A 17,797-nucleotide genomic window follows, 5' to 3' on the forward strand; every position below is an offset into this window, starting at 1 on the left:
AGAGAGGGTTCCTGTGGCAACGAGCCACAACTATAAGAGGATTGGTGATCGTTTAGGAAAGGTCTTGACAAACATTACGTTGAGTAGTGCCCAGTTAGGATCCTTCTGGAGCGGTTTCGGGGCTATGCCGTGGCATCCTGTGACGTCACCACTCGCCGGACGGAATCGGCGGACGTCCGGAAAACGGGGAAGGTCCATGAGGCTCTGCTTCCTGGTGGAGGAGCACTACCGCCACGACGGCATGCCCAACGAGGTCGTCCGGCAACTGACCGCCTGGGGCCACCAGGTGGACGTCGTCCGGCCGGGCGGCTCCCTGCTGCGCATGGACGGCCTGGTCCGGGCCGGCGCGCACGACGCCTGGGTGCTCAAGACGGTGTCCGGCGGGCCGGGGCTCACCCTGCTGGAAGCCGCTGCCGCGGCCGGGACCACCACCGTCAACGACGCCCGCTCGATCCGCGGGGTACGGGACAAGGCCCTGGCCGCCGCGCTCGGCAGCGCCCGGGGCCTGCCGATGCCGCCCACCTACGCCCTCGCCCGGCCGGAACTCCTGGGAGGCCTGCCGGACTCCGCGTACCCGCTGGTGGTCAAGCCCGCCGACGGCAGCTCCGGCCGGGGCGTGCACCTGCTGGCGTCGCCGGACCGGCTCGCCGGCCTGCTGCCCGAGCTCGCGGGCGAGGGGATGCTCATCGCGCAGCCCTACGTCCCGAACTCCGGCACCGACCTCAAGGTGTACTGCGTCGGCGGGGAGTCGTACGCCACCGAGCGCCGCTCCCCGCTGCACCCGGACGCCCCCGTCCGCGAGCGCCGGGTGCGGCTGCCCGCCGAGGTGGCGCGGATCGCCGCCCGGGTGGGCGAGGTGTACGGGCTGGACCTGTACGGGGTCGACGTGCTGCTGGGTCCCGACGGGCCGGTCGTGGTCGACGTGAACGACTTCCCGAGTTTCCGCCAGGTGCCGGACGCGGCCGCGCGGGTCGCGCGCGCCGTGCTGGACCTGGCCCGCTCGGGCGGCGCCCGCCCGGCCGCCGTGCCCCGCCCGCCCGTGCGGCCGTACGCCCGGCCGGTGGCCGTGCCCGCGCAGGCGGCGGCGGGGGACGGCGCGTGAGGGTCGGTCTGATCACCCCGGACGCCGGGCACCCGCTGCTGGCGGCCACCGCCGCCCTGCTCGCGCCGGAGCACGAAGTGCGGGTACTGGACCCGGAGGCCGGGGCGGCCGCCGCGGCCGGGGCACGGGCGGACGTGTACCTGCTGAAGGCGCGGACCCCCTCGGCCCTGGCCCTGGCGCGGGAACTGGAGCGGCGCGGGGCGCCCGTACTGAACTCGGCGGCCGCCACCGGGCGCTGCCAGGACCGCACCGGCATGGCCGAGCTGGCCCGGCGGGCCGGACTCCCCTTCGCCGCCACCCGCACCTTCGGCTCGCTCGCGGAGGCCGGGGCCTCCGAGCAGCCCGCCTGGCCCGTGGTGGTCAAGAGCCGGCACAGCCGCAAGCACGACCTCGTCGCCCGCGTCGACGGCCCGGCGGGGCTGCGCGAGCTGGCCGCCGCGGGCTGGGAACGGGAGCCGGTCGTGGTGCAGCCGTTCACCCCCAACAGCGGCTGGGACCACAAGCTGTGGGTGATAGGCGATCGGGTCTTCACCGGTCTGCGGCAATCCGAACTGGCCACCGGACCCGAGGAGCCGGGCCGGTTCCCCGGCCGGCTGCCCGGCGGAGTGGACGAACTGGCCCTGCGGGTCGGCGCGGTCTTCGCGCTGGACGTCTACGGCGTGGACGTCATCACCACGGCCGACGGCGACCCCCTCATCGTCGACGTCAACGCCTTCCCCGGCGTCCGCGGCCAGGCCGGCGCCCCCGAAGCCCTCGCCGCCCTGGCCCTGCGCCGGGCCCGGTAGCCCGCGCGGGCGGGCCGGGGGCGCGTCCGGGTGGCGGACCCGGCGGGCGATGTGCGTAGACTCGCCTGCGGCGCGACCCATGACGACGAGGATTCCATGAACCCCGCCGACGAAGACCCGCAACAGCTGGACCCGGCCAGTCTCCACAACGCGAGGACGACACTCGTCCAGCTCCTGGGCCGGGCGGGGGTTCCCTCCGACGCCGCCGACGAGCTGATCGGGCTCGTCGAGGCCGGAGTACTCGCCGCCGCCCACCGGGAGATCGGCGCGACCGCCGCGACCATCCCCGGGGAAAAGGGCGAACCCTACGCAGCGGGCCGGCTCGACGGCGCCCGCGCCCTCACCGACGCACTCGGCGACATCGCCGAACGAGCCCTGGCCCGTGCCGTCGGCGCCGGCGCGTCGGAAGCCTCGCGGGACGCCCGTACGCCCGTCCGGAGGATGGAGGTGGAACGGGCGAAGGTGGCGGTGACCCCCCTCTACCTGTCCTTCAGCACCGCCTCCGACCTCGATCCGGAAGTCTCCGAGCAGGTACTCACCGCCGTCCTCGCGACCATGAGCCCCCGACGGCGGGCCGCATACGCGGGACGCCTCACGCGGTTCGCCGACGACCACCGCGCCCGCCTGCAAGGGCTGTACGCCCGGTACGGACCCGGCAGCACCATCGCGCTCCACGGCCGCCACTCCCTGCTGCACTCCCCCACCAGCATCGCCGTGCTGGAGCGGCTCGACGCGGCGCCCACGGCGCTGCGGCAGGAATGGGACGCCGCCGAGCTGCCGCCCTCCTGGCTCGACGGCCTCACCACCTCCTGGGCCCCGGCTCCCGCTGACGGCGCCTGAGGGATCCCGTAAAGCCCGGCCGCGGTCGGGACATCGCCCGCATCCACGGCCCTTAGGCGAGGAACTCCGCCACGGCGCCGCCGAAGGCGACCGGGTCGTCGAGCCACGGGAAGTGGCCGGCTCCTGGCTGGACGGTGAACCGGGCGTCCGGGAACAGTCCGGCGTACGCGGCCATCGCGCGCGGCGGGGCCGCCAGGTCGGCCTCGCCGGCGAGCAGCAGTACCGGTGCGGCCAGCCCGGCGAGTGCCTCGCGGGTGGCGCCCGGGTCGAAGGCGCCCTCGGCTCCGTACGCGGCGGCGGCCTCGTGGTTCTTCTGCCCGGCCTCGGCGGCCCGGTGGGCGCGGGCCGCCCCGTCCCAGCGGCCGTACCAGAAGGGGGCGACGGCCTCCATGGTGTCCGCCGCGGCCCGGCCCGCGACGAGTTCCTCCAGCGCCGCGTAGGCCGGTGCGAACCAGGGCTCCGCGGCGCGCAGCCGGGCGGCCTCGAGCCGGTCGTCCCCGGCGACGGGGATGCCGACGGCGAAGACGCTGGGGGTGACCAGCAGGAGCCGGCCGACGCGTCCGGGGTGGCGGGCGGCGTACAGGGCGGCCAGGTTGGCGCCGGCGGAGTGCGCCAGCAGGTCCACCGTCTCCAGGCCGAGGTGTTCGCGGAGGGCCTCCACGTCGTCGACGAGCCGGTCGCAGCGGTAGCCGGCGGGGTCCTCGCAGGCCTGCGAGCCGCCGGTGCCGCGCAGGTCGAGCCGGACGAGGCGGCGGTGCGGGAGGAGGCCGTCCAGGCCGGAGAGGTAGGCGGAGTCCTGCATGGGGCCGCCGGGGAGGCAGATCAGCGGGGTGCCCCCGCCGCTGGCGTGGCAGGCGAGGCGGGTTCCGTCGTACGCGGGAAAGGTGATCACCGTCGGGACGGTGTCAGGCGCCTTCGGGCAGGTCAAGCGGATTCCCGGGGCCGGGCGAGCGGGACGGACGGCGCCCGCGCACGGCCAGGAACACGGCTGCGGCCGTCGCCGCCACCAGCACGCCGCCCACCGTCAGCAGCCAGACGGGGACCCCGCCCGCCATGAGGAGTTCGTCGCGGTAGACGGCCCGCCGGTAGGGGGTGTCCTTGGCGGTGGCGCGCAGTTCGTGGTCCCCGTCGATGCGGGAGGGGTCGGGGAACCGCTGGTCGATCGCGGTCAGGAACACCGGCTTGCCGCCGGTCAGCTCGCCCAGGGCGCCCTTCGGCGCGACGGTCCCGGCGAAGGTGACCTCGGGGTCGGCGCCGCCGATCGCCGAGCCGGGCTCCATCCGGTGGTCGGCGAGGACGTAGAGGCCGAGGGACTGCGGGGTGCGGGCCAGCCGGGACAGCCGCATGGGGTACACCAGGCGGGTGCTGTCGAAGCGGATGCGCAGCGGTTCGAGTTCGCCGCGCAGGGTCCGGCCGGGCTCGCGGGGGGCGAGGCGGACGGCGACGTACTCCCACTTCTGGTCGACGTACGGCTTCAGTTCGGCGGCGAGCCGCTCGGGCAGCTCGAAGCCGTTGTCCTCCAGCCAGGTGCGCAGGGCCCCGGGGTCGGTCGCGGTCAGCCGGGCCACGTCGAAGTCGCCGAGCCGCTCGCGGCCGACCACGCCGACCGGGCTGCCGGCTCCGGGCAGGGCTGCGGCCGAGGTGTCCCCGCGGCCTGAGGAGAAGGGCCAGTCCCGCTCGCGCGGCCAGAAGTACGTGCGGGTCCTGCGCTCGGGCCTGGTGAGCTCGGTCAGCTGCCGGAAGAGGGCCGGGTCGCCGAGCTCCACGGTGGCCCGGCCGGGGACCGGCATGATCCAGGCCGCGCGGCGGGCGTCGCCGCCGACGGTGAAGCGCATCACGATCTCTTCCGTCCGGCCGTCCCAACGCACGACGGAACTCTCCCGGTCGACCCCGATCCGGGAGGCGCCGTCGGGCACCATCGCCCCGCAGCCGCACGCGTGGGCGGGGCTGACCAGCGATCCGATCTGGGTCGCGAGCAGGGCGAACAGCAACGCCAGGATCCTTCTCTTCATCCACACGGGCTCTCAGACGTGGCCGGCCGCCGGCCGGTTCCGCCGCTCGTCGCGGCCGGCCCGGCCGGCCCGCGGTCAGCCTGCTCGACCGGGCCGGGGCCCGCTTACATACTTGGGCCCCATGAGAGGAAAGGAACAGCCGCTCGGCAGCCCGCTGGTGCCCGACGGCGTACGGGAGACCATCGCGCGGTACGACTGGGAGTCCTTCGTCTGCGGCTGCGGCCGCTCGGCGGGGCATCTCGCGGGCACCCTGTGGGACGCGGCCGAGGGGCACCCGGCGGCCTACCACGCGCTGGAGGGGCACATCTTCGCCCGCTCGCGGCTGTGGCCCCCCGCCCCGGCGGCCTGTGCGGTGCTGATGGCCGTCTGGTCGGCCGGCCCGCCCCGGCTGGCGACCCGCGAGGCCCTGCTGTGGACGCTGCTGGCGCTGCTGAACTCCGAGGACGACGGGACCCCGTACGAGGCGGGGCTCTACGGCCAGTGCGCCGCGCACGTCCGGGCCGGCCTGCCGCTGCTGCGCGGCGGCCGGGCGGGGCGGCCCGGTTCGGTGTCGGCGGCCTACGCCGACGGCATCGCGGACCTCATCGCGCTGTGCGCCTGAGGACGTCGGCGGGACCGGGCAGGCCGGTGGTCTCGCGGACCGCCTCGTCGACGGCTCCGGGCAGCCAGTCACGGGTGTGGCGGAAGGTGAAGCCGAGACGGGTGGCGCGGGTGTTGTCGAGGGCGTAGGCCCGGTCGAAGGAGAAGGGGGAGGCCTCCTCCCCCGCGCCCACGACGCGGTGGCGGGCCGGCCGTCCGACCCGGGCGGCCACCAGGCCGGTGAGGGCCGTGACGTCGAGCGGGCCGTGGGAGGCCGCGTTGACCGGCCCGGTGAAGGTCCCGGCGGCCGCCCAGGCCAGGAACTCCGCGATCTCCCGGTGGTGGACGAAGGAGGTCTCGTACGCGTCCCCGTGGACGGCGACCGGCAGCCCGTCGGCGATCCTCCCGGCGTAGTGCGCCAGCCGTCCCGTGAAGTCGGCCCGGCCCCCGCCCAGTACGTGCGCGGAGCGGACGCTGACGTACGGGAAGGCCGCGTCCCGCAGGAACACCGCTTCGGCCCGCCGCTTCCCCTCGGCGTAGCCGGGGAGACCGGCCGGGAGGTCCAGCGGGTCGAACGCGTCCTCCGCCACCGGGCGGACGGCGGCCCCGGCCCGGTCGGCCGGGGGCGGGGTGCGGAAGGTCGCGGGGTCGTACACCTCCATCGTCGAGGTCATCACATAGCGTCCGGCCCGTCCGCCGCCGAAGACGCGGCGGGCGACGGCCGCCTGGTGCGGGGTGTAGCAGACCTGGTCGAGGACCACGTCGAAGGCGCGCGCCCCGAGCGCCGCGCGCAGGGCCTGCTCGTCGTCGCGGTCGGCGAGCAGGTGGGCGATGCCGGGCGGAGGGGTGCAGGAGCCGCGGTTGAGGACGGTGACCGCGCTGCCCGCGTCGCGGAGCCGGGTGACCAGATGTCTGCCGAAGTAGCGGCTGCCGCCGATGACCAGAACCTTTTCCATGGCCCCGACTCTGCCGCTGTAGGGTCCCCGGCAGAACCGATGACCCGCTGAACGGACCGTAAGGAAAACTGTTGATCGATGTGCACCGGCTGCGCGTCCTGCGGGCCGTCGCGGAACACGGCAGCTTCAACCGCGCCGCCTCCGCCCTGCGGCTGACGCCCTCGGCCGTCTCCCAGCACATCGCCTCGCTGGAGCGCGGCCTCGGCCACCCGGTGGCGGTGCGCAGCACGCGCGGAGTCACCCTCACCGAGGCGGGGCGGCTGCTGGTGGAGACGGCCGAGACGATCACCGCCGAGCTGGACCAGGTCCGCGCCCGGATCGACCGGCTCGCCGCCGGCCGGCCCCGGCTGACGCTCGCCACCTTCACCAGCGGCGGCCGGCACCTGCTGCCCCGCGCCCTGCCGGAGTTCGTGGCCGCCCATCCGGAGGTGGAGCTGACGGTGCTGGAGGCCGAGCCGGAGGCCTCCCTGGCGATGGTGCGCGGCGGGGCGGCGGACCTGGCACTGGCGTACGCCTTCGACGGGCCGCTGCCGTCCTCGGGACCGGTGCCGTCCGCCGCGCGGCTGGAGTGGCTGCCGCTGCTGGAGGACCCGCTGTACGCGGTCCTGCCGCGCGGCCACCGGCTGGCGGGGCGGGACCGGCTCGAGCCGGCGGAGCTGGCCGGGGACCGCTGGGTGCTGGGCTGCCTCAAGACGGAGGCCTTCCTGCGCCGGTACGCGGACCGGGCCGGGTTCGAGCTGCGGGTCGCCGCCTCCACCACCGACTACTTCTTCGCGCAGACCCTGGTCGGCGCGGGCGTCGGCGTCACCCTGATCCCGCACGTCTCCTTGGCCCCGCCCGAGGGTTCGGCGGTGGTGCCCCTGGCGCCGCCCCGACCCGCCCGCCAGATCGGCGTCGCCGTCCCGCGGCGCCCCCATCCGCAGCCGTACGCAGCCTCGCTGACGGAGGCCCTGCGGCGTGCGGCGGGGCCCGAGGAGGTTCCGGCCCGGTAACCCCGGCCGCCGACGCGGCTTTCGGGCCCCGTGATGCGGGCGCCGCACGGACCGGGGGCGTGCGCCGGTCCGGAAGTCCGGACAGGGGCCGGTCCCGCGTAGGAAGATGCCCCTGTTCCCGTCGTCGGCGACGGGCGGGCGCCGAAGGGGGATTGGGGTGGTGGAGCACCTTTTCCGGGACGGGCGCTGGGCGCTGTGGCTGGTCTGCGGCTGCTACCTGGTGGTGGTGTACATCACCAGCCGGGGTCTGATCGCCGCTCCCCGGTACCGGCTGCTCCAGGCCCGCATCCACGACTGCCGGGCCCGCGTCGACGTGTGCGCGGCCGGACCGGCGGGCCCGTCCGCCGCCCTCAAGGCGGTCGCCGACCGGCTGGACCGGCTGGAGAGGAACGGCCAGGTGGCCTGGCGCCTGCTCCCCGGGCGCTGGGCGGTCGCCATCCCCCTCTCCAAACTCGCTTCCGCCTGGCGCGTGCTGCACGAGGCCGAGAGCCAGCTGCTGCGCCTGGAGGACGCCGAGGAGATCACCGTACGCAGCCGCGTCCTGCGGCTGCGCCTGGCCTCGGACCAGGACCCGGCGAACGACTCCCTCGTCGCGGAGCTCGCCGCGCGGGCGGGCGACCCCCCGGCCGAACGGGCCCTGCTGATCGCCGTCACCGAGCAGCTGTCCTGGCAGGAGGACGGCGATTTCGAGCGGGAGTACGAGCTCCAGCGGATCGCCCTGTGGCTGGCCCTGACCGGCCTCGGCGCGGTACTGCTCGTCGGCCTGGTGCTCGACCACCGTCTGTCGCTGCTCCTCGGGGGACTGGGCGGGTTCCTGTCGCCGCTGATCGGCGTGATGCGCGCACAGCGCCCCGCCTCCTGGGGCGTTCTGGTGCTGGCACCGGTCGGCGGCGCGCTGGCCGCGCCCGGTGGCCTGCTGCTGGTCCGGATGCTCGCCGACCCCGAGCTGAACCTCCTGGGCCAGGTGTTCCTGGACAACTCCTGGGGTGCGCCCGCCCGGCCGATCTCCCTGGCCATCGCTCTCCTGTTCGGCTTCTCGGGCACCCTGTTCTCCCGTCTCGCCCTCGCGGCCACCGGCCAGCTGATGCCGGTGGCGGGCCGCGGCGCCGCCCGGGCCGCCGTCCCGCCCCAGCAGCGCCCGGCCGCCGGGCAGTCCGCGTCGAGGCCGGTCCCGTAGGCCGCGCGCCGGGGGCGGGGGTGCGGGGGCGGGGCGCGGACCACCGCTCGGGGCGGATGGGCCCGGCGATGCCTGGGTCCCTGCCGTACGTGCGGCCCGGACCACCGGCGCGACCGTCCCGCCCACCGCGTGACCCCGGAGGACACCGTCTACAGCCGGCGCAGGCGGCGTTGGGCGGACGCCGCCGCGTGACGGGCCTCGCGGGCCGCCCGCTCGGCCTGGCGGTGGCCGGCCTCCGCCTCGGCCACCGCCTCGTACGCCAGGTCGCGCGCGGCCCGCGCCTGCTCGGTCTCCTCCTGCAGCCGCGCAACCACGGCGTCGGCCTCCGCCGCACGGGCCACGGCGTGCTGCCGGGCCTGCTCGGCCATCCGCAGCTCCTCCTCGCGGGCGGAGGCGGCCCACGCCGCGTCCTCGGCGGCGGCCCGGGCCGCGTCGATCCGGGCCGCGCGGGCGCGGTCGACGGGCTCGGCGGCGGTACCGGCTTCGGTACCGGCGACGGCTCCGGCTTCGGTAGCGGCGGCGGTGTCCGGCGCGGCGGGCTCCGACGGCCCCGGTTCCGGCGCCCCCGGCTCCCGCACCCCGGCTTCCGGCACCGCGGACGGCAGCGCCACGCCCGGGTCGACCGCCGGGAAATCCGACACCGGCGCGGGGGCCCGTACGAGCCGCCCCGAGGCCCACGTCGCGGCCGCGACGGGGTCCGCGAGGACGGCGCGCAGGATCTGCTCCAGCTCCCGTACCACGGTCTCGGAAACCGGAGTCCCCGCCTCCTCGGCCAGCCGTGCGGCTTCCCGCGCCAGGGCACCGATCACCACGTGCTGCTGGTGCGACAGGTCCCGCAGCCGCTCCCCGTCCAGGGAACGGTGCGCCGCGCGCAGGGTCTGCCCGAGCTGGAGGAACTGCTCGGTCTCGTCGGGTTTCGCGCGGACCAGCGTGTTGGACGCCCAGGCCGCGAGCGTCGGCCGCCGCAGTGCCGCGATCCGCTTGGCCGCCGCCGGGTCCCCGGCCTCCTTCACGCGTGCCGCGGCCGCGTCCCGCGCCGCCGTGAACCCGGCGGGGTGCGGCCGGTACAGCGCGTCGACGATCTCGTCCAGATCCATTTCCGCATCGGCATCCACGCGCCCCACTGTCCGTCATGGCCGCCCGCCGGGGGCGTGCGCGCCCCACCGCCACGCGGGTGATTGACGCCGGGGCGCCGGATCCCGCCTCCGGCCCCGCGCGACGGCCTCCGGGCCCGGGTACGAGTGCGGCTGCCGCCGGTCAGCGGTCCGGCCCGGCAGGCGCGACGACCCGGCCGTCACGCAACTCGACGACGTGGTCGGCGAGTTCCATCAGCTGCGGATCGTGGGTGGCGACCAGGGCCGTGACGCCCTCGCTGCGGACCACGGCGCGCAGCAGCCGCATGATGGAACGGCCGGTCTCGGAGTCCAGCTGGCCGGTGGGCTCGTCGGCGATGATCAGGGCGGGTTCGTTGGCCAGGGCGCGGGCGAGTGCGACGCGCTGCTGCTGACCGCCGGAGAGTTCCCCGGGGCGCTGTCCGGCGTGTTCGGCGAGGCCGACCAGGGCCAGCAGGGTGCGGACGCGTTCCTCGCGCCGCTGTGCCGGGACCTTGCGCATGCGCATCGGGACGCCGACGTTCTCGGCGGCGGTGAGGACCGGGATCAGCCCGAACGACTGGAACACGAAGCCGATCCGGTCGCGGCGCAGCGCGAGAAGACCGCTCTCGTCCAGGGTGGACAGGTCGGTCCCGTCGATTTCGACGGTGCCCCCGCTCGGGGTGTCGAGGCCGCCCACCAGGTTGAGCAGGGTGGTCTTGCCCGAGCCCGACCGGCCCTTGAGCGCGGTGAGTTCGCCGCGCCGCGCCTCGAACGAGACGCCGCGCAGGGCGTGTACGGCGTTCGTCCCGCCGCCGAAGCTCTTGCGCAGGTCGCGCACCGCCATCATGGGCGGGGCGGTGGACGCGGTGGCGGGGGTGGCCCCGGTGCCCTGTCGGTGTGGTCGCTGCGTCATGGTGGGCTCCCCCTCGGCCAGGCACTGTCCTACCTTCGCGTCCGAATTTGCTCATCTGTCACATCAATCACGCAAGTCCCTTCCTCTTATGGACCGAATCTGACAGCATCGTCCGCTATCCGGTGCCCTTGGTCCGGTTCGGGGGAAGGAACAGGCACAATGATCGGCTTTGTCGTGCGCCGGTTGCGCGGCCGACTGCCGCTCGCCGCCGCCGTGTTGCTCACCGCGCTCATCACCACGACCACGCTGACCGCGCTGCTGGCCTTCACCCGCGGCGTGGGGGAATCCGGCCTCCGGCAGGCACTGACCGGCCCGGCCGGCAGGTCGAGCACCGCCGTCGTCCTCACCGGAGACCACGCGTCGGCCGCCCGGTCCGGTGACGACGCCGCCGTACGGAGCTTCGCGGACACCCTGTTCGCCGGCGTGCCCGTCGGCATCGAGAGCGTGGCGCGGAGCCGTTCGTACGGGCTGCCCGGCCCCAGCGCCCCCGGCCGGGAACCCGACCTGACCCTCCTCGCCGCCCTCGGCCGCGACCGCGTACGGCTCCTCGCGGGCCAGTGGCCCGAGCCGGTCGCGGACCGCCCCGTGCGTATCCCGGTGGCCGCGCCCGAGGCCGCGCTGAACCGGCTCGGGCTGACCGCCCGGGCGCTGCCGGCCGAGGTGCGGCTGGAAGACCGCTACGGCGGGGCGCCGCTGAACGTCGTCGTCACCGGCGTCTACCGGGCGGCCGAACCGGATTCGCCGTACTGGCGGCTCGATCCGCTCGGCGGACGCGAGGTGCAGGTCGCCTCCTTCACCAGCTACGGCCCCCTGCTCGTAGACGACTCCGCCTTCACCGGCGGCGCCCTGGTGCAGAACGGCCGCGCCACGCTGCTGACCCCCGACTTCCGCGCCGCCCGGGCCGCCGACCTCGACCGCCTGCGTCCCCTGGCGCCGGAGACCGGCACCAAGGGCCCCGCCGGCCTCGTCGTCACCACGGATCTGCGGGACTTCACCGCCGCGCTGGAGACGGGACAGCGGGTGGCCCGCTCCACCCTGCTGGTCGGGGCGCTCCAGCTGGCCGTGCTCGCCGGCGCCGCCCTGCTGCTGGTCGCCCACCTGCTGACGGACCGCCAGGAACCCGAGCGCGTCCTGCTCACCGCGCGCGGCGCCTCCCGCCGCCGGCTCGGGGCGCTGTCGGCGGCCGAGGCGCTGCTGCTCGCCCTGCCCTCGGCGGTCCTGGCCCCGCTGCTCACCCCGCCGCTGCTGCGGCTGGCGGGCCGGTACGGGCCGCTGGCCGAGGCCCCCGTCGAGACCGGCGGGGCATGGCTGCTGTGGCCGGCCGCGGCGGGCTGCGCGCTCGCGTGCGTCCTGCTGACCTCCCTGCCCGCCGTGCTGCGCGGGGCCGCGGCCGCGGTGCTGCGGCGGGCCGGGCGCCGTGCGGCCGTGGTGTCGGGGGCGGCGCGTTCCGGCCTGGACCTCGCCACGGTGGCGCTGGCCGTCCTCGCGTACGGCCGGCTCGACCGCTACAGCGGCGCCGGTACCGGGCCGGGCGGCGCACTCGGCGTCGACCCCGTCCTGGTGGCCGCGCCCACCCTGGCGCTGTGCGCGGGCACGCTGCTCGTGCTGCGGCTGCTCCCGTTCGCGGCGCGGCTCGGCGGCCGGATCGCCGCCCGGGGCCGCGGGCTCGGCCCGGCGCTCGTGGGCTGGCAGCTCGCGCGGCGCCCCGGTCGGGCCACCGGACCGGTACTGCTGCTGGTGCTCTCGGTGTCCAGCGGGGTCCTCGCCCTCGGCCAGCACACCGCCTGGTCCGCCTCGCAGCGCGACCAGGCGGAGTTCGCCACCGCCGGGGGGCTGCGCGTCACCGGCAGCGACCTGACCGCCCCCGGCCGGGCCGGCCGGTACGCGTCACTGCCGGGCGGCGACCGGGCGATCCCGGTGGTGCGCTCCCCCCACGGGCTGCCGGGTGGCGCCGACGGGGAACTGCTCGCGCTGGACGCCGCCGCCGTCGCCCGGCGGGTGCCGCTGCGGGCCGACCTGCGGGACCGGCGCCCCATGGCGGAACTGTTCGCCCCGCTGGCGGCCGGAATCCCGGACGGCGCCGGCATCGTGCTGCCGGGCCGGCCGCGGCGGATCGACCTCGACGTGTCGGTCCGGGCCTTCGGCGCGAGCGGCGGCGCCCGGCTGGGGGTGCTGCTGCGCGACCGGTTCGGGCTGACCTACCGGGCGCCGGTCCAGGCGCTGCCGGACACCGGCGAGGGCACCCTCTCCGTGGACGTCGCGGCGCTGACCGGGGCCCCGCTCGGGGCCGCCGCCGAACCGCTGTCCCTCGCGGGGCTCGCCCTGTCGTACGGCTCCGAGAAGGGCTGGTCCAGCCGGCCGGACGCCGAAGCACCAGTCGACGCGGAGGTGGCGCTGCTCCGGGTCTCGGTCACGGAGACGGCGGGCGGACCGGCTGTCCCCGTCCGGGCCGCCGCGCCCGCCTGGAACCTGGTGGCCCCGGCGGCGGACGGGAACCCGGCCGCCCGGCTGCTGCCGGCCGACGGGGCACTGCTGCGGCTGCGGTACTCGGGTGCCGCCGTGGGGAGTCACGCCCTCAGCCTCACCACCGGCGGGCCGGCCGCCGCCGAGCTGCCGGGCATCGCCACCCGCGCCTACCTCACCGCCGTCGGGGCCCGCGTCGGTGACCGGATCACGGTGCCGCTGGGCTCGGCCACCGTCCCCGTACGGATCACCGCCGCCGTCGGAGCCCTGCCCGCGTCCGGCGACCGGGCGGTGGCCGTCGACGTCGGCGCCGCCGGCCGGCTGCTCGCCGCGACCGACGGGCGGGCCCTGCCCGGCGCCGACGAGTGGTGGCTGCCCGCGGCCTCCGCCTCGGACCCCGCGCCCGCGCGGGCCGCCGCCGAACTGCGCGCGGGCGCCGGCTCGCACCGGGTGCTGCTGCGCGAGGAGGTGGCCGCCGGGCTGCTGGACGACCCGCTGAGCGCCGGCCCCCGCCTCGCGCTGGCCGCCCTCGCCCTGTCCAGCGCGGTGCTGGCCGCCATCGGTTTCGCCGCCGCCGCGGCGGCCGCCGCGCGGCTGCGGGCCCGGGAGTCCGCGATCCTCCTGGCCCTCGGGGCGCCCCGGCGGGGCCTGGCCCGGGCGGCCGCCGCCGAGGGCCTGGTCCTCGTCGCGCTCGGGACCGGGGTGGGGCTGGCGGTGGGCACGGCCATCGTGCACCTGACGGTGCCGCTGATGGTGCTCACCCCCGCCGCGCGGCGCCCGGTACCACCGGTCCTGGCCGACCTGCCGGGCCTGCGGACCCTGCTGCTGGCCGCCGCCATCGCGGCGGTGCCGCTGCTGTCGGCGCTGGTCCGCGGCCGCGGCGACCGCACGTCCCGGGGCGCCGCCGCCCGCCTGCGCCACGTGGAGGAGCTATGACCGGCCCGACCGCCGACCCTCGGACCGCCGCGCCCGGGCGGGGCGGCGGGGCCGGCTGGGTGCGGACCCGGCTGCGCGCCGCTCCGCTGGCCACGCTGCTGTCGGCCGTGCTGGTCCTCGTCTCCGTCCTGCTGGCCACCGCGCTGCCGCGCGCCCTCGACCGGGGCGCCGACCAGGCCCTGCGCGCCTACCTGGCCGAGCAGGGCCCGGCCGCGACCAGCCTCGTTGCCACCGCCCAGACCGCGCGGAGCGGGGACCTCCCGGCCTTCCTGGACTCCTCGCTGGCCGCACTGCGCGCCGCCGTCGGCCCGGGTTACCGCCTGGCGGACTCCGGCCCCGTCTACGGGGTGCGCGCGAAGGACTCGCGCTCCCTGACGGGCCCCGGGCTCGCCCGCCCCTCGGGCATCGCGCCCAACCTGGGCCTGCTGCACCTGCCGCAGATCGCCTCTCACGGCCGGCTCGTCGAGGGGCGCTGGCCGTCCGGCGGCGGCGAGGGGACCGTCCCGGTCGCCCTGTCCAAGAGCGCCGCCGACAGCATCGGCGCCACGGTGGGATCGGTGCTGGAGGGCTCCTCGGGCATCGCCTCGCCGATGGGCATCGAGGTCGTCGGCCTGTTCACCCCGAACGACCCGGGCGGCGTCTACTGGAGCGACACCGCCACCACCTGCCTCCTGCAGGCCTGTCTCACATGGGACCAGAAGCAGGAGAAGTCCTGGTGGGAGGCGTCCGCCCTGGTCGGCCCCGAGGGGATCGGCCGGCTGGCGGGCTGGGGCACCCGCGCGACGGACTTCTGGCGGCTGCCGGTGGACACCGGCGCGCTGCGCGCCGACCGGCAGTCCGAGGCGGCCGAGCAGATCGCCTCGTACGTGGCGGGTCCCACCGCCAACCGGCTGATCACCGAGACCGGCCACCCCGACATCCGGATCACCTCCGAACTGCCGAAACTGCTCGCCGCCGCCGAGGCCCGCCGGCAGGCCGCCGCGCCGCTCGCCGCGATCGGGCCGGCCGGGGTGGCGGGCGTCGCCCTCGTGGTGTTCTGCCTGGCCGCCGGGCTCACCGGTGACCGGCGGGAGGCCGAGCTTGCCCTGCTGCTCGCCCGGGGCGGCTCCCGCACGGGTGTCCTGCGCCGGCTGCTGGGCGAGGGGGTTGTCACCGTGCTGCCCGCCGCCGTGCTCGCCGCGGGCCTCGGGGTCGTGTTGCTGCCGACTCCCCGGCCGGTGCCCGGCCTGCTCTCGGCCGCGGCCGTCACGCTCGCGGCCCTGCTGGCCTTTCCGGTACGCGCCTTCGTGCTGCTGTCGGGCCCGCGCGCGGCCGCACCCCGGCGCAGGCTGGTGGCGGAGCTGCTGGTGCTGGCCGCCACCGCCGCCGCCGTGGCCGAGGTCCGCCGGCGCGGGGTCGCCCCGGCCGGGGCCGGGCTGGACCCGCTGCTCGTCGCCGCGCCGCTGCTGCTGGCGCTGTGCGGGGGGCTGCTGCTGGCCCGGATCCAGCCGCCGCTGGCGCGGCTGGCGGCCCGGGCGGCGGGGCGCGGGCGCGGCCTGACCGGCTTCCTCGGCCTCGCGCGCGCCGCCCGGGGGAACTCGGGGGGCGCGCGTCCCTCCGTACTGCCCCTGATCGCGCTGCTGCTGGCGGTGACGACGGGCGGGTTCGGGTCGGCCGTACTGGCCTCCGTGGACGGGGCCCGCCTGCAGGCGGCGCGGGGCGATGTCGGGGGCGACGCCCACGTGTCGGCCCCGCCCCGGGAGCAGCTGACGCCGGAGTTCCTCCGGGCGGCGGGCGCGCTGCCCGGGATACGGACCTCGCTCGGGGTGTGGACCGACCGGGACGCCCTCCTGATGTCCGAGGACCTGATCGGTACGCGGGTCAGGGCGGTGGTCGCCGACCCGGCGGCCTACGCGGCGCTGTCCGCGGCCGCGGGCCGGGGCCGCTTCGACCCGGCCGGGCTGGCAGGGGGCGGCGGGGCGGACGCTCCCGTCCCGGTGCTGGTCAGCGGGAACCTCGCCGGGAAGGGCTCCGGGGGCGAATTCCGGATCCGTGTCGCGGGCGGTGTGGAGCTGCGGGCGCGGCCGGTCGGCCTGGTCGAGGGGACCCCGGCGGAACCATCCGTGGAGGCGGCGGTCGTCGTGATGCCGGCCGGGCCGGTCACCGCGCGGGTTCCCGAGGCGGCGCACCCCAACCACTGGTTCGCCCTGGGCACGGTGGACGAGGAGCGGCTGCGGGAGCTGGTCCGCGCCCACGCCCCGGCGGCGGTCGCCGAGCGGACCTTCGTACGGACCAGCTCCGCGGTGTCGGCGAAGTTCGCCGGCGACCCCCTGCAGAAGGCGGCCGGGCGGCTGTTCTGGACCTCCCTGGCCGCGGCGGCGGGCTTCGCGCTGCTGTCCGTGCTGCTGACGCTGGTACGGGCCGCCCCGGAGCGGGCCGCGCTGCTGGCCCGGCTGCGGACCATGGGCCTGCGACCCCGGCAGGGGGTGGCGCTCCTGCTGACGGAGTCGCTGCCCCAGGTGCTGGTGGCCCCGCTGGGCGGCGCGCTGACGGCGGTGGCCGCGATCGCCCTGCTGGGCCCGTCGCTCGACCTGACGACGCTGGTCGGCGCGCCCGTGCCGGCCGGTCTGGGGCTCGGCCTGCGGCCGGTGCTCGCGCAGGCCCTGGGCCTGGCGGGGCTGGTGGCCGTGGCCGTGCTCGCGGAGGCGGCGGTGAACGGCCGGCGTCAGATCACCACCGAGTTGAGAGCGGGAGACCGACGTTGAACACCGAAGCGCCCACGTACGAGGAACTGCGGCGCCAGGCCCTGGCCGCCGCCGAGCCGCGCCGGCACGCGGCCGGGACCGCCATCGTCTGCGACCGCCTCGTCCGCATCTTCACCAGCGACGGCGTCGAGGTGCAGGCCCTGCAGGGGCTGGAGCTGACGGTGGCCCAGGGCGACCTGGTGGCCCTGGTCGGGGCCTCCGGCAGCGGCAAGTCCACCCTGCTGAACATCCTGGCGGGGCTGGACGTGCCGACGGCGGGCACCGCCACCGTCGGCGGCTACGACCTGCTGGAGATGTCCGCCCGCGGCCGGCTGCGCTACCGCCGCGAGACGGTGGGCTTCGTCTGGCAGCAGACGGCCCGCAACCTGCTGCCGTTTCTGACGGCCGCTCAGAACATCGCGCTGCCCATGCAGTTGAGGGGCGGCGGTCGCGGGGCGCGGGCACGGCAGGCGGCCCGGGTCGCCGAGCTGCTGGACGCCCTGGAAATCGGCGGCCTCGGGGGCCGGCGCCCGGCCGAGCTGTCCGGCGGCCAGCAGCAGCGGGTGGCCATCGCCGTGGCCATGGCCAACGACCCGGCGGTGCTGCTCGCCGACGAGCCGACCGGCGAGCTGGACTCCGAGACGGGGGCCGCCGTCTTCGAGGCCTTCCGCACCGTGAACCGGGAGCTGGGCGCGACGGTGGTCATCGTGACCCACGACCCGATGGTGGCGGGCGAGGTCCGCCGTACCGTGGCGATCCGCGACGGCCGCACCAGCAGTGAGGTGCTGCGCCGCACGGTCACCGACGAGCACGGCACGGAGTCGGTCAGCGAGCGCGAGTACGTGATGCTGGACCGCACCGGCCGGGTGCAGCTCCCCCAGAAGTTCCTGGAGGCACTGGGCATGGAGCACCGCGTCGCGGTCGACCTGGCCGCCGACCGCATCGAGGTCCGCCGCGACGACGCCGACGACCCCGCCGCGGCCGGCACCGGGCCGCGGAACGCCCCTTGAGCCCGGCGCGGCGGGTGGTCGAGAAGGCCGGGTCCCGGCTCGCCGAGTGCCGTGCCGCCGGCTCCAGAGCCGCCCCCCTCGACCGTCACCGCCGCCCGGACTCCCCTACCGCCTTCCCCTCGTGCTGGGCAACGACCTCGCCGGAGTGGGGGTGCGGGTCGGCTCGGCCGTCACCCGGTTCGCGGTGGGTCCCTTTCGACCGGACCCGCGCAGCC

14 protein-coding genes and 1 pseudogene are annotated in these 17,797 nt (G+C 76.9%); 10 read left to right on the plus strand and 5 right to left on the minus strand.

Annotated elements, in window-relative coordinates:
* The first annotated feature begins 196 nt into the window (after positions 1-196).
* The 3 genes from ACFY7H_RS10910 (at position 197) to ACFY7H_RS10920 (ending at position 2,727) form a co-directional block, all read left to right on the plus strand.
* Positions 197-1,102: a RimK family alpha-L-glutamate ligase gene (locus ACFY7H_RS10910; protein ID WP_388936314.1), complete on the plus strand. Its 906-nt coding sequence runs from the start codon at positions 197-199 to the stop codon at positions 1,100-1,102.
* Positions 1,099-1,887 carry a RimK family alpha-L-glutamate ligase gene (locus ACFY7H_RS10915; protein WP_388936317.1) on the plus strand — a complete coding sequence of 263 codons (789 nt, stop codon included), beginning with the start codon at positions 1,099-1,101 and terminating at the stop codon, positions 1,885-1,887. The genes ACFY7H_RS10910 and ACFY7H_RS10915 overlap by 4 nt, the downstream gene beginning before the upstream one ends.
* 96 nt (positions 1,888-1,983) lie before the next feature.
* Positions 1,984-2,727: a hypothetical protein gene (locus tag ACFY7H_RS10920; protein ID WP_388936319.1), complete on the plus strand. Its 744-nt coding sequence runs from the start codon at positions 1,984-1,986 to the stop codon at positions 2,725-2,727.
* A gap of 52 nt (positions 2,728-2,779) precedes the next feature.
* Here the strand turns inward: ACFY7H_RS10920 and ACFY7H_RS10925 are convergent, their stop codons facing one another.
* Both ACFY7H_RS10925 and ACFY7H_RS10930 read right to left on the minus strand, forming a co-directional pair.
* The gene (locus ACFY7H_RS10925; RefSeq protein WP_388936322.1) at positions 2,780-3,619 is read right to left on the minus strand and encodes an alpha/beta fold hydrolase; all 840 of its coding nucleotides are present in this window, start codon (positions 3,617-3,619) and stop codon (positions 2,780-2,782) included.
* A 13-nt stretch (positions 3,620-3,632) separates the two neighbouring features.
* Positions 3,633-4,739, minus strand: a complete 1,107-nt coding sequence (locus ACFY7H_RS10930) for a DUF2330 domain-containing protein (RefSeq protein WP_388936325.1) — start codon at positions 4,737-4,739, stop codon at positions 3,633-3,635.
* 121 nt (positions 4,740-4,860) lie between these two features.
* On the opposite strand from ACFY7H_RS10930, the gene ACFY7H_RS10935 reads away from it, so the two are divergent.
* Positions 4,861-5,340 (plus strand): hypothetical protein, encoded by a 480-nt coding sequence (locus ACFY7H_RS10935; protein ID WP_388936328.1) that lies wholly within the window; start codon positions 4,861-4,863, stop codon positions 5,338-5,340.
* On the opposite strand, the gene ACFY7H_RS10940 is transcribed toward ACFY7H_RS10935, so the two are convergent.
* Positions 5,321-6,274: an NAD-dependent epimerase/dehydratase family protein gene (locus ACFY7H_RS10940; protein ID WP_388936331.1), complete on the minus strand. Its 954-nt coding sequence runs from the start codon at positions 6,272-6,274 to the stop codon at positions 5,321-5,323. The genes ACFY7H_RS10935 and ACFY7H_RS10940 overlap by 20 nt on opposite strands.
* A gap of 71 nt (positions 6,275-6,345) precedes the next feature.
* On the opposite strand from ACFY7H_RS10940, the gene ACFY7H_RS10945 reads away from it, so the two are divergent.
* Positions 6,346-7,266 (plus strand): LysR family transcriptional regulator, encoded by a 921-nt coding sequence (locus ACFY7H_RS10945; RefSeq protein WP_388936334.1) that lies wholly within the window; start codon positions 6,346-6,348, stop codon positions 7,264-7,266.
* 157 nt (positions 7,267-7,423) lie between these two features.
* On the plus strand, positions 7,424-8,443 hold the full coding sequence (locus ACFY7H_RS10950) for a hypothetical protein (protein ID WP_388936337.1): 1,020 nt from the start codon (positions 7,424-7,426) through the stop codon (positions 8,441-8,443).
* Between the two features lie 149 nt (positions 8,444-8,592).
* Here the strand turns inward: ACFY7H_RS10950 and ACFY7H_RS10955 are convergent, their stop codons facing one another.
* Together ACFY7H_RS10955 and ACFY7H_RS10960 are read right to left on the minus strand one after the other, a co-directional pair.
* The gene (locus ACFY7H_RS10955) at positions 8,593-9,558 is read right to left on the minus strand and encodes a hypothetical protein (protein WP_388936340.1); all 966 of its coding nucleotides are present in this window, start codon (positions 9,556-9,558) and stop codon (positions 8,593-8,595) included.
* A gap of 142 nt (positions 9,559-9,700) precedes the next feature.
* Positions 9,701-10,450: an ABC transporter ATP-binding protein gene (locus tag ACFY7H_RS10960; protein ID WP_388936343.1), complete on the minus strand. Its 750-nt coding sequence runs from the start codon at positions 10,448-10,450 to the stop codon at positions 9,701-9,703.
* A gap of 159 nt (positions 10,451-10,609) precedes the next feature.
* Between ACFY7H_RS10960 and ACFY7H_RS10965 the strand changes: the two genes are divergently transcribed.
* The 4 genes and pseudogenes from ACFY7H_RS10965 to ACFY7H_RS10980 form a co-directional block, all read left to right on the plus strand.
* Positions 10,610-13,849, plus strand: a complete 3,240-nt coding sequence (locus tag ACFY7H_RS10965) for an FtsX-like permease family protein (protein ID WP_388936345.1) — start codon at positions 10,610-10,612, stop codon at positions 13,847-13,849.
* Positions 13,846-16,593 (plus strand): hypothetical protein, encoded by a 2,748-nt coding sequence (locus ACFY7H_RS10970; protein WP_388936347.1) that lies wholly within the window; start codon positions 13,846-13,848, stop codon positions 16,591-16,593. Before ACFY7H_RS10965 ends, ACFY7H_RS10970 begins: the two co-directional genes overlap by 4 nt.
* Positions 16,590-17,582: an ABC transporter ATP-binding protein gene (locus tag ACFY7H_RS10975; protein ID WP_388936351.1), complete on the plus strand. Its 993-nt coding sequence runs from the start codon at positions 16,590-16,592 to the stop codon at positions 17,580-17,582. Before ACFY7H_RS10970 ends, ACFY7H_RS10975 begins: the two co-directional genes overlap by 4 nt.
* 100 nt (positions 17,583-17,682) lie before the next feature.
* Positions 17,683-17,787: pseudogene (locus ACFY7H_RS10980) on the plus strand (NADP-dependent oxidoreductase); the annotation flags it as partial.
* Between the last annotated feature and the right edge of the window lie 10 nt (positions 17,788-17,797).

This window comes from Streptomyces sp. NPDC012794 (assembly GCF_042901085.1).
Taxonomy (GTDB): Bacteria; Actinomycetota; Actinomycetes; order Streptomycetales; family Streptomycetaceae; genus Streptomyces.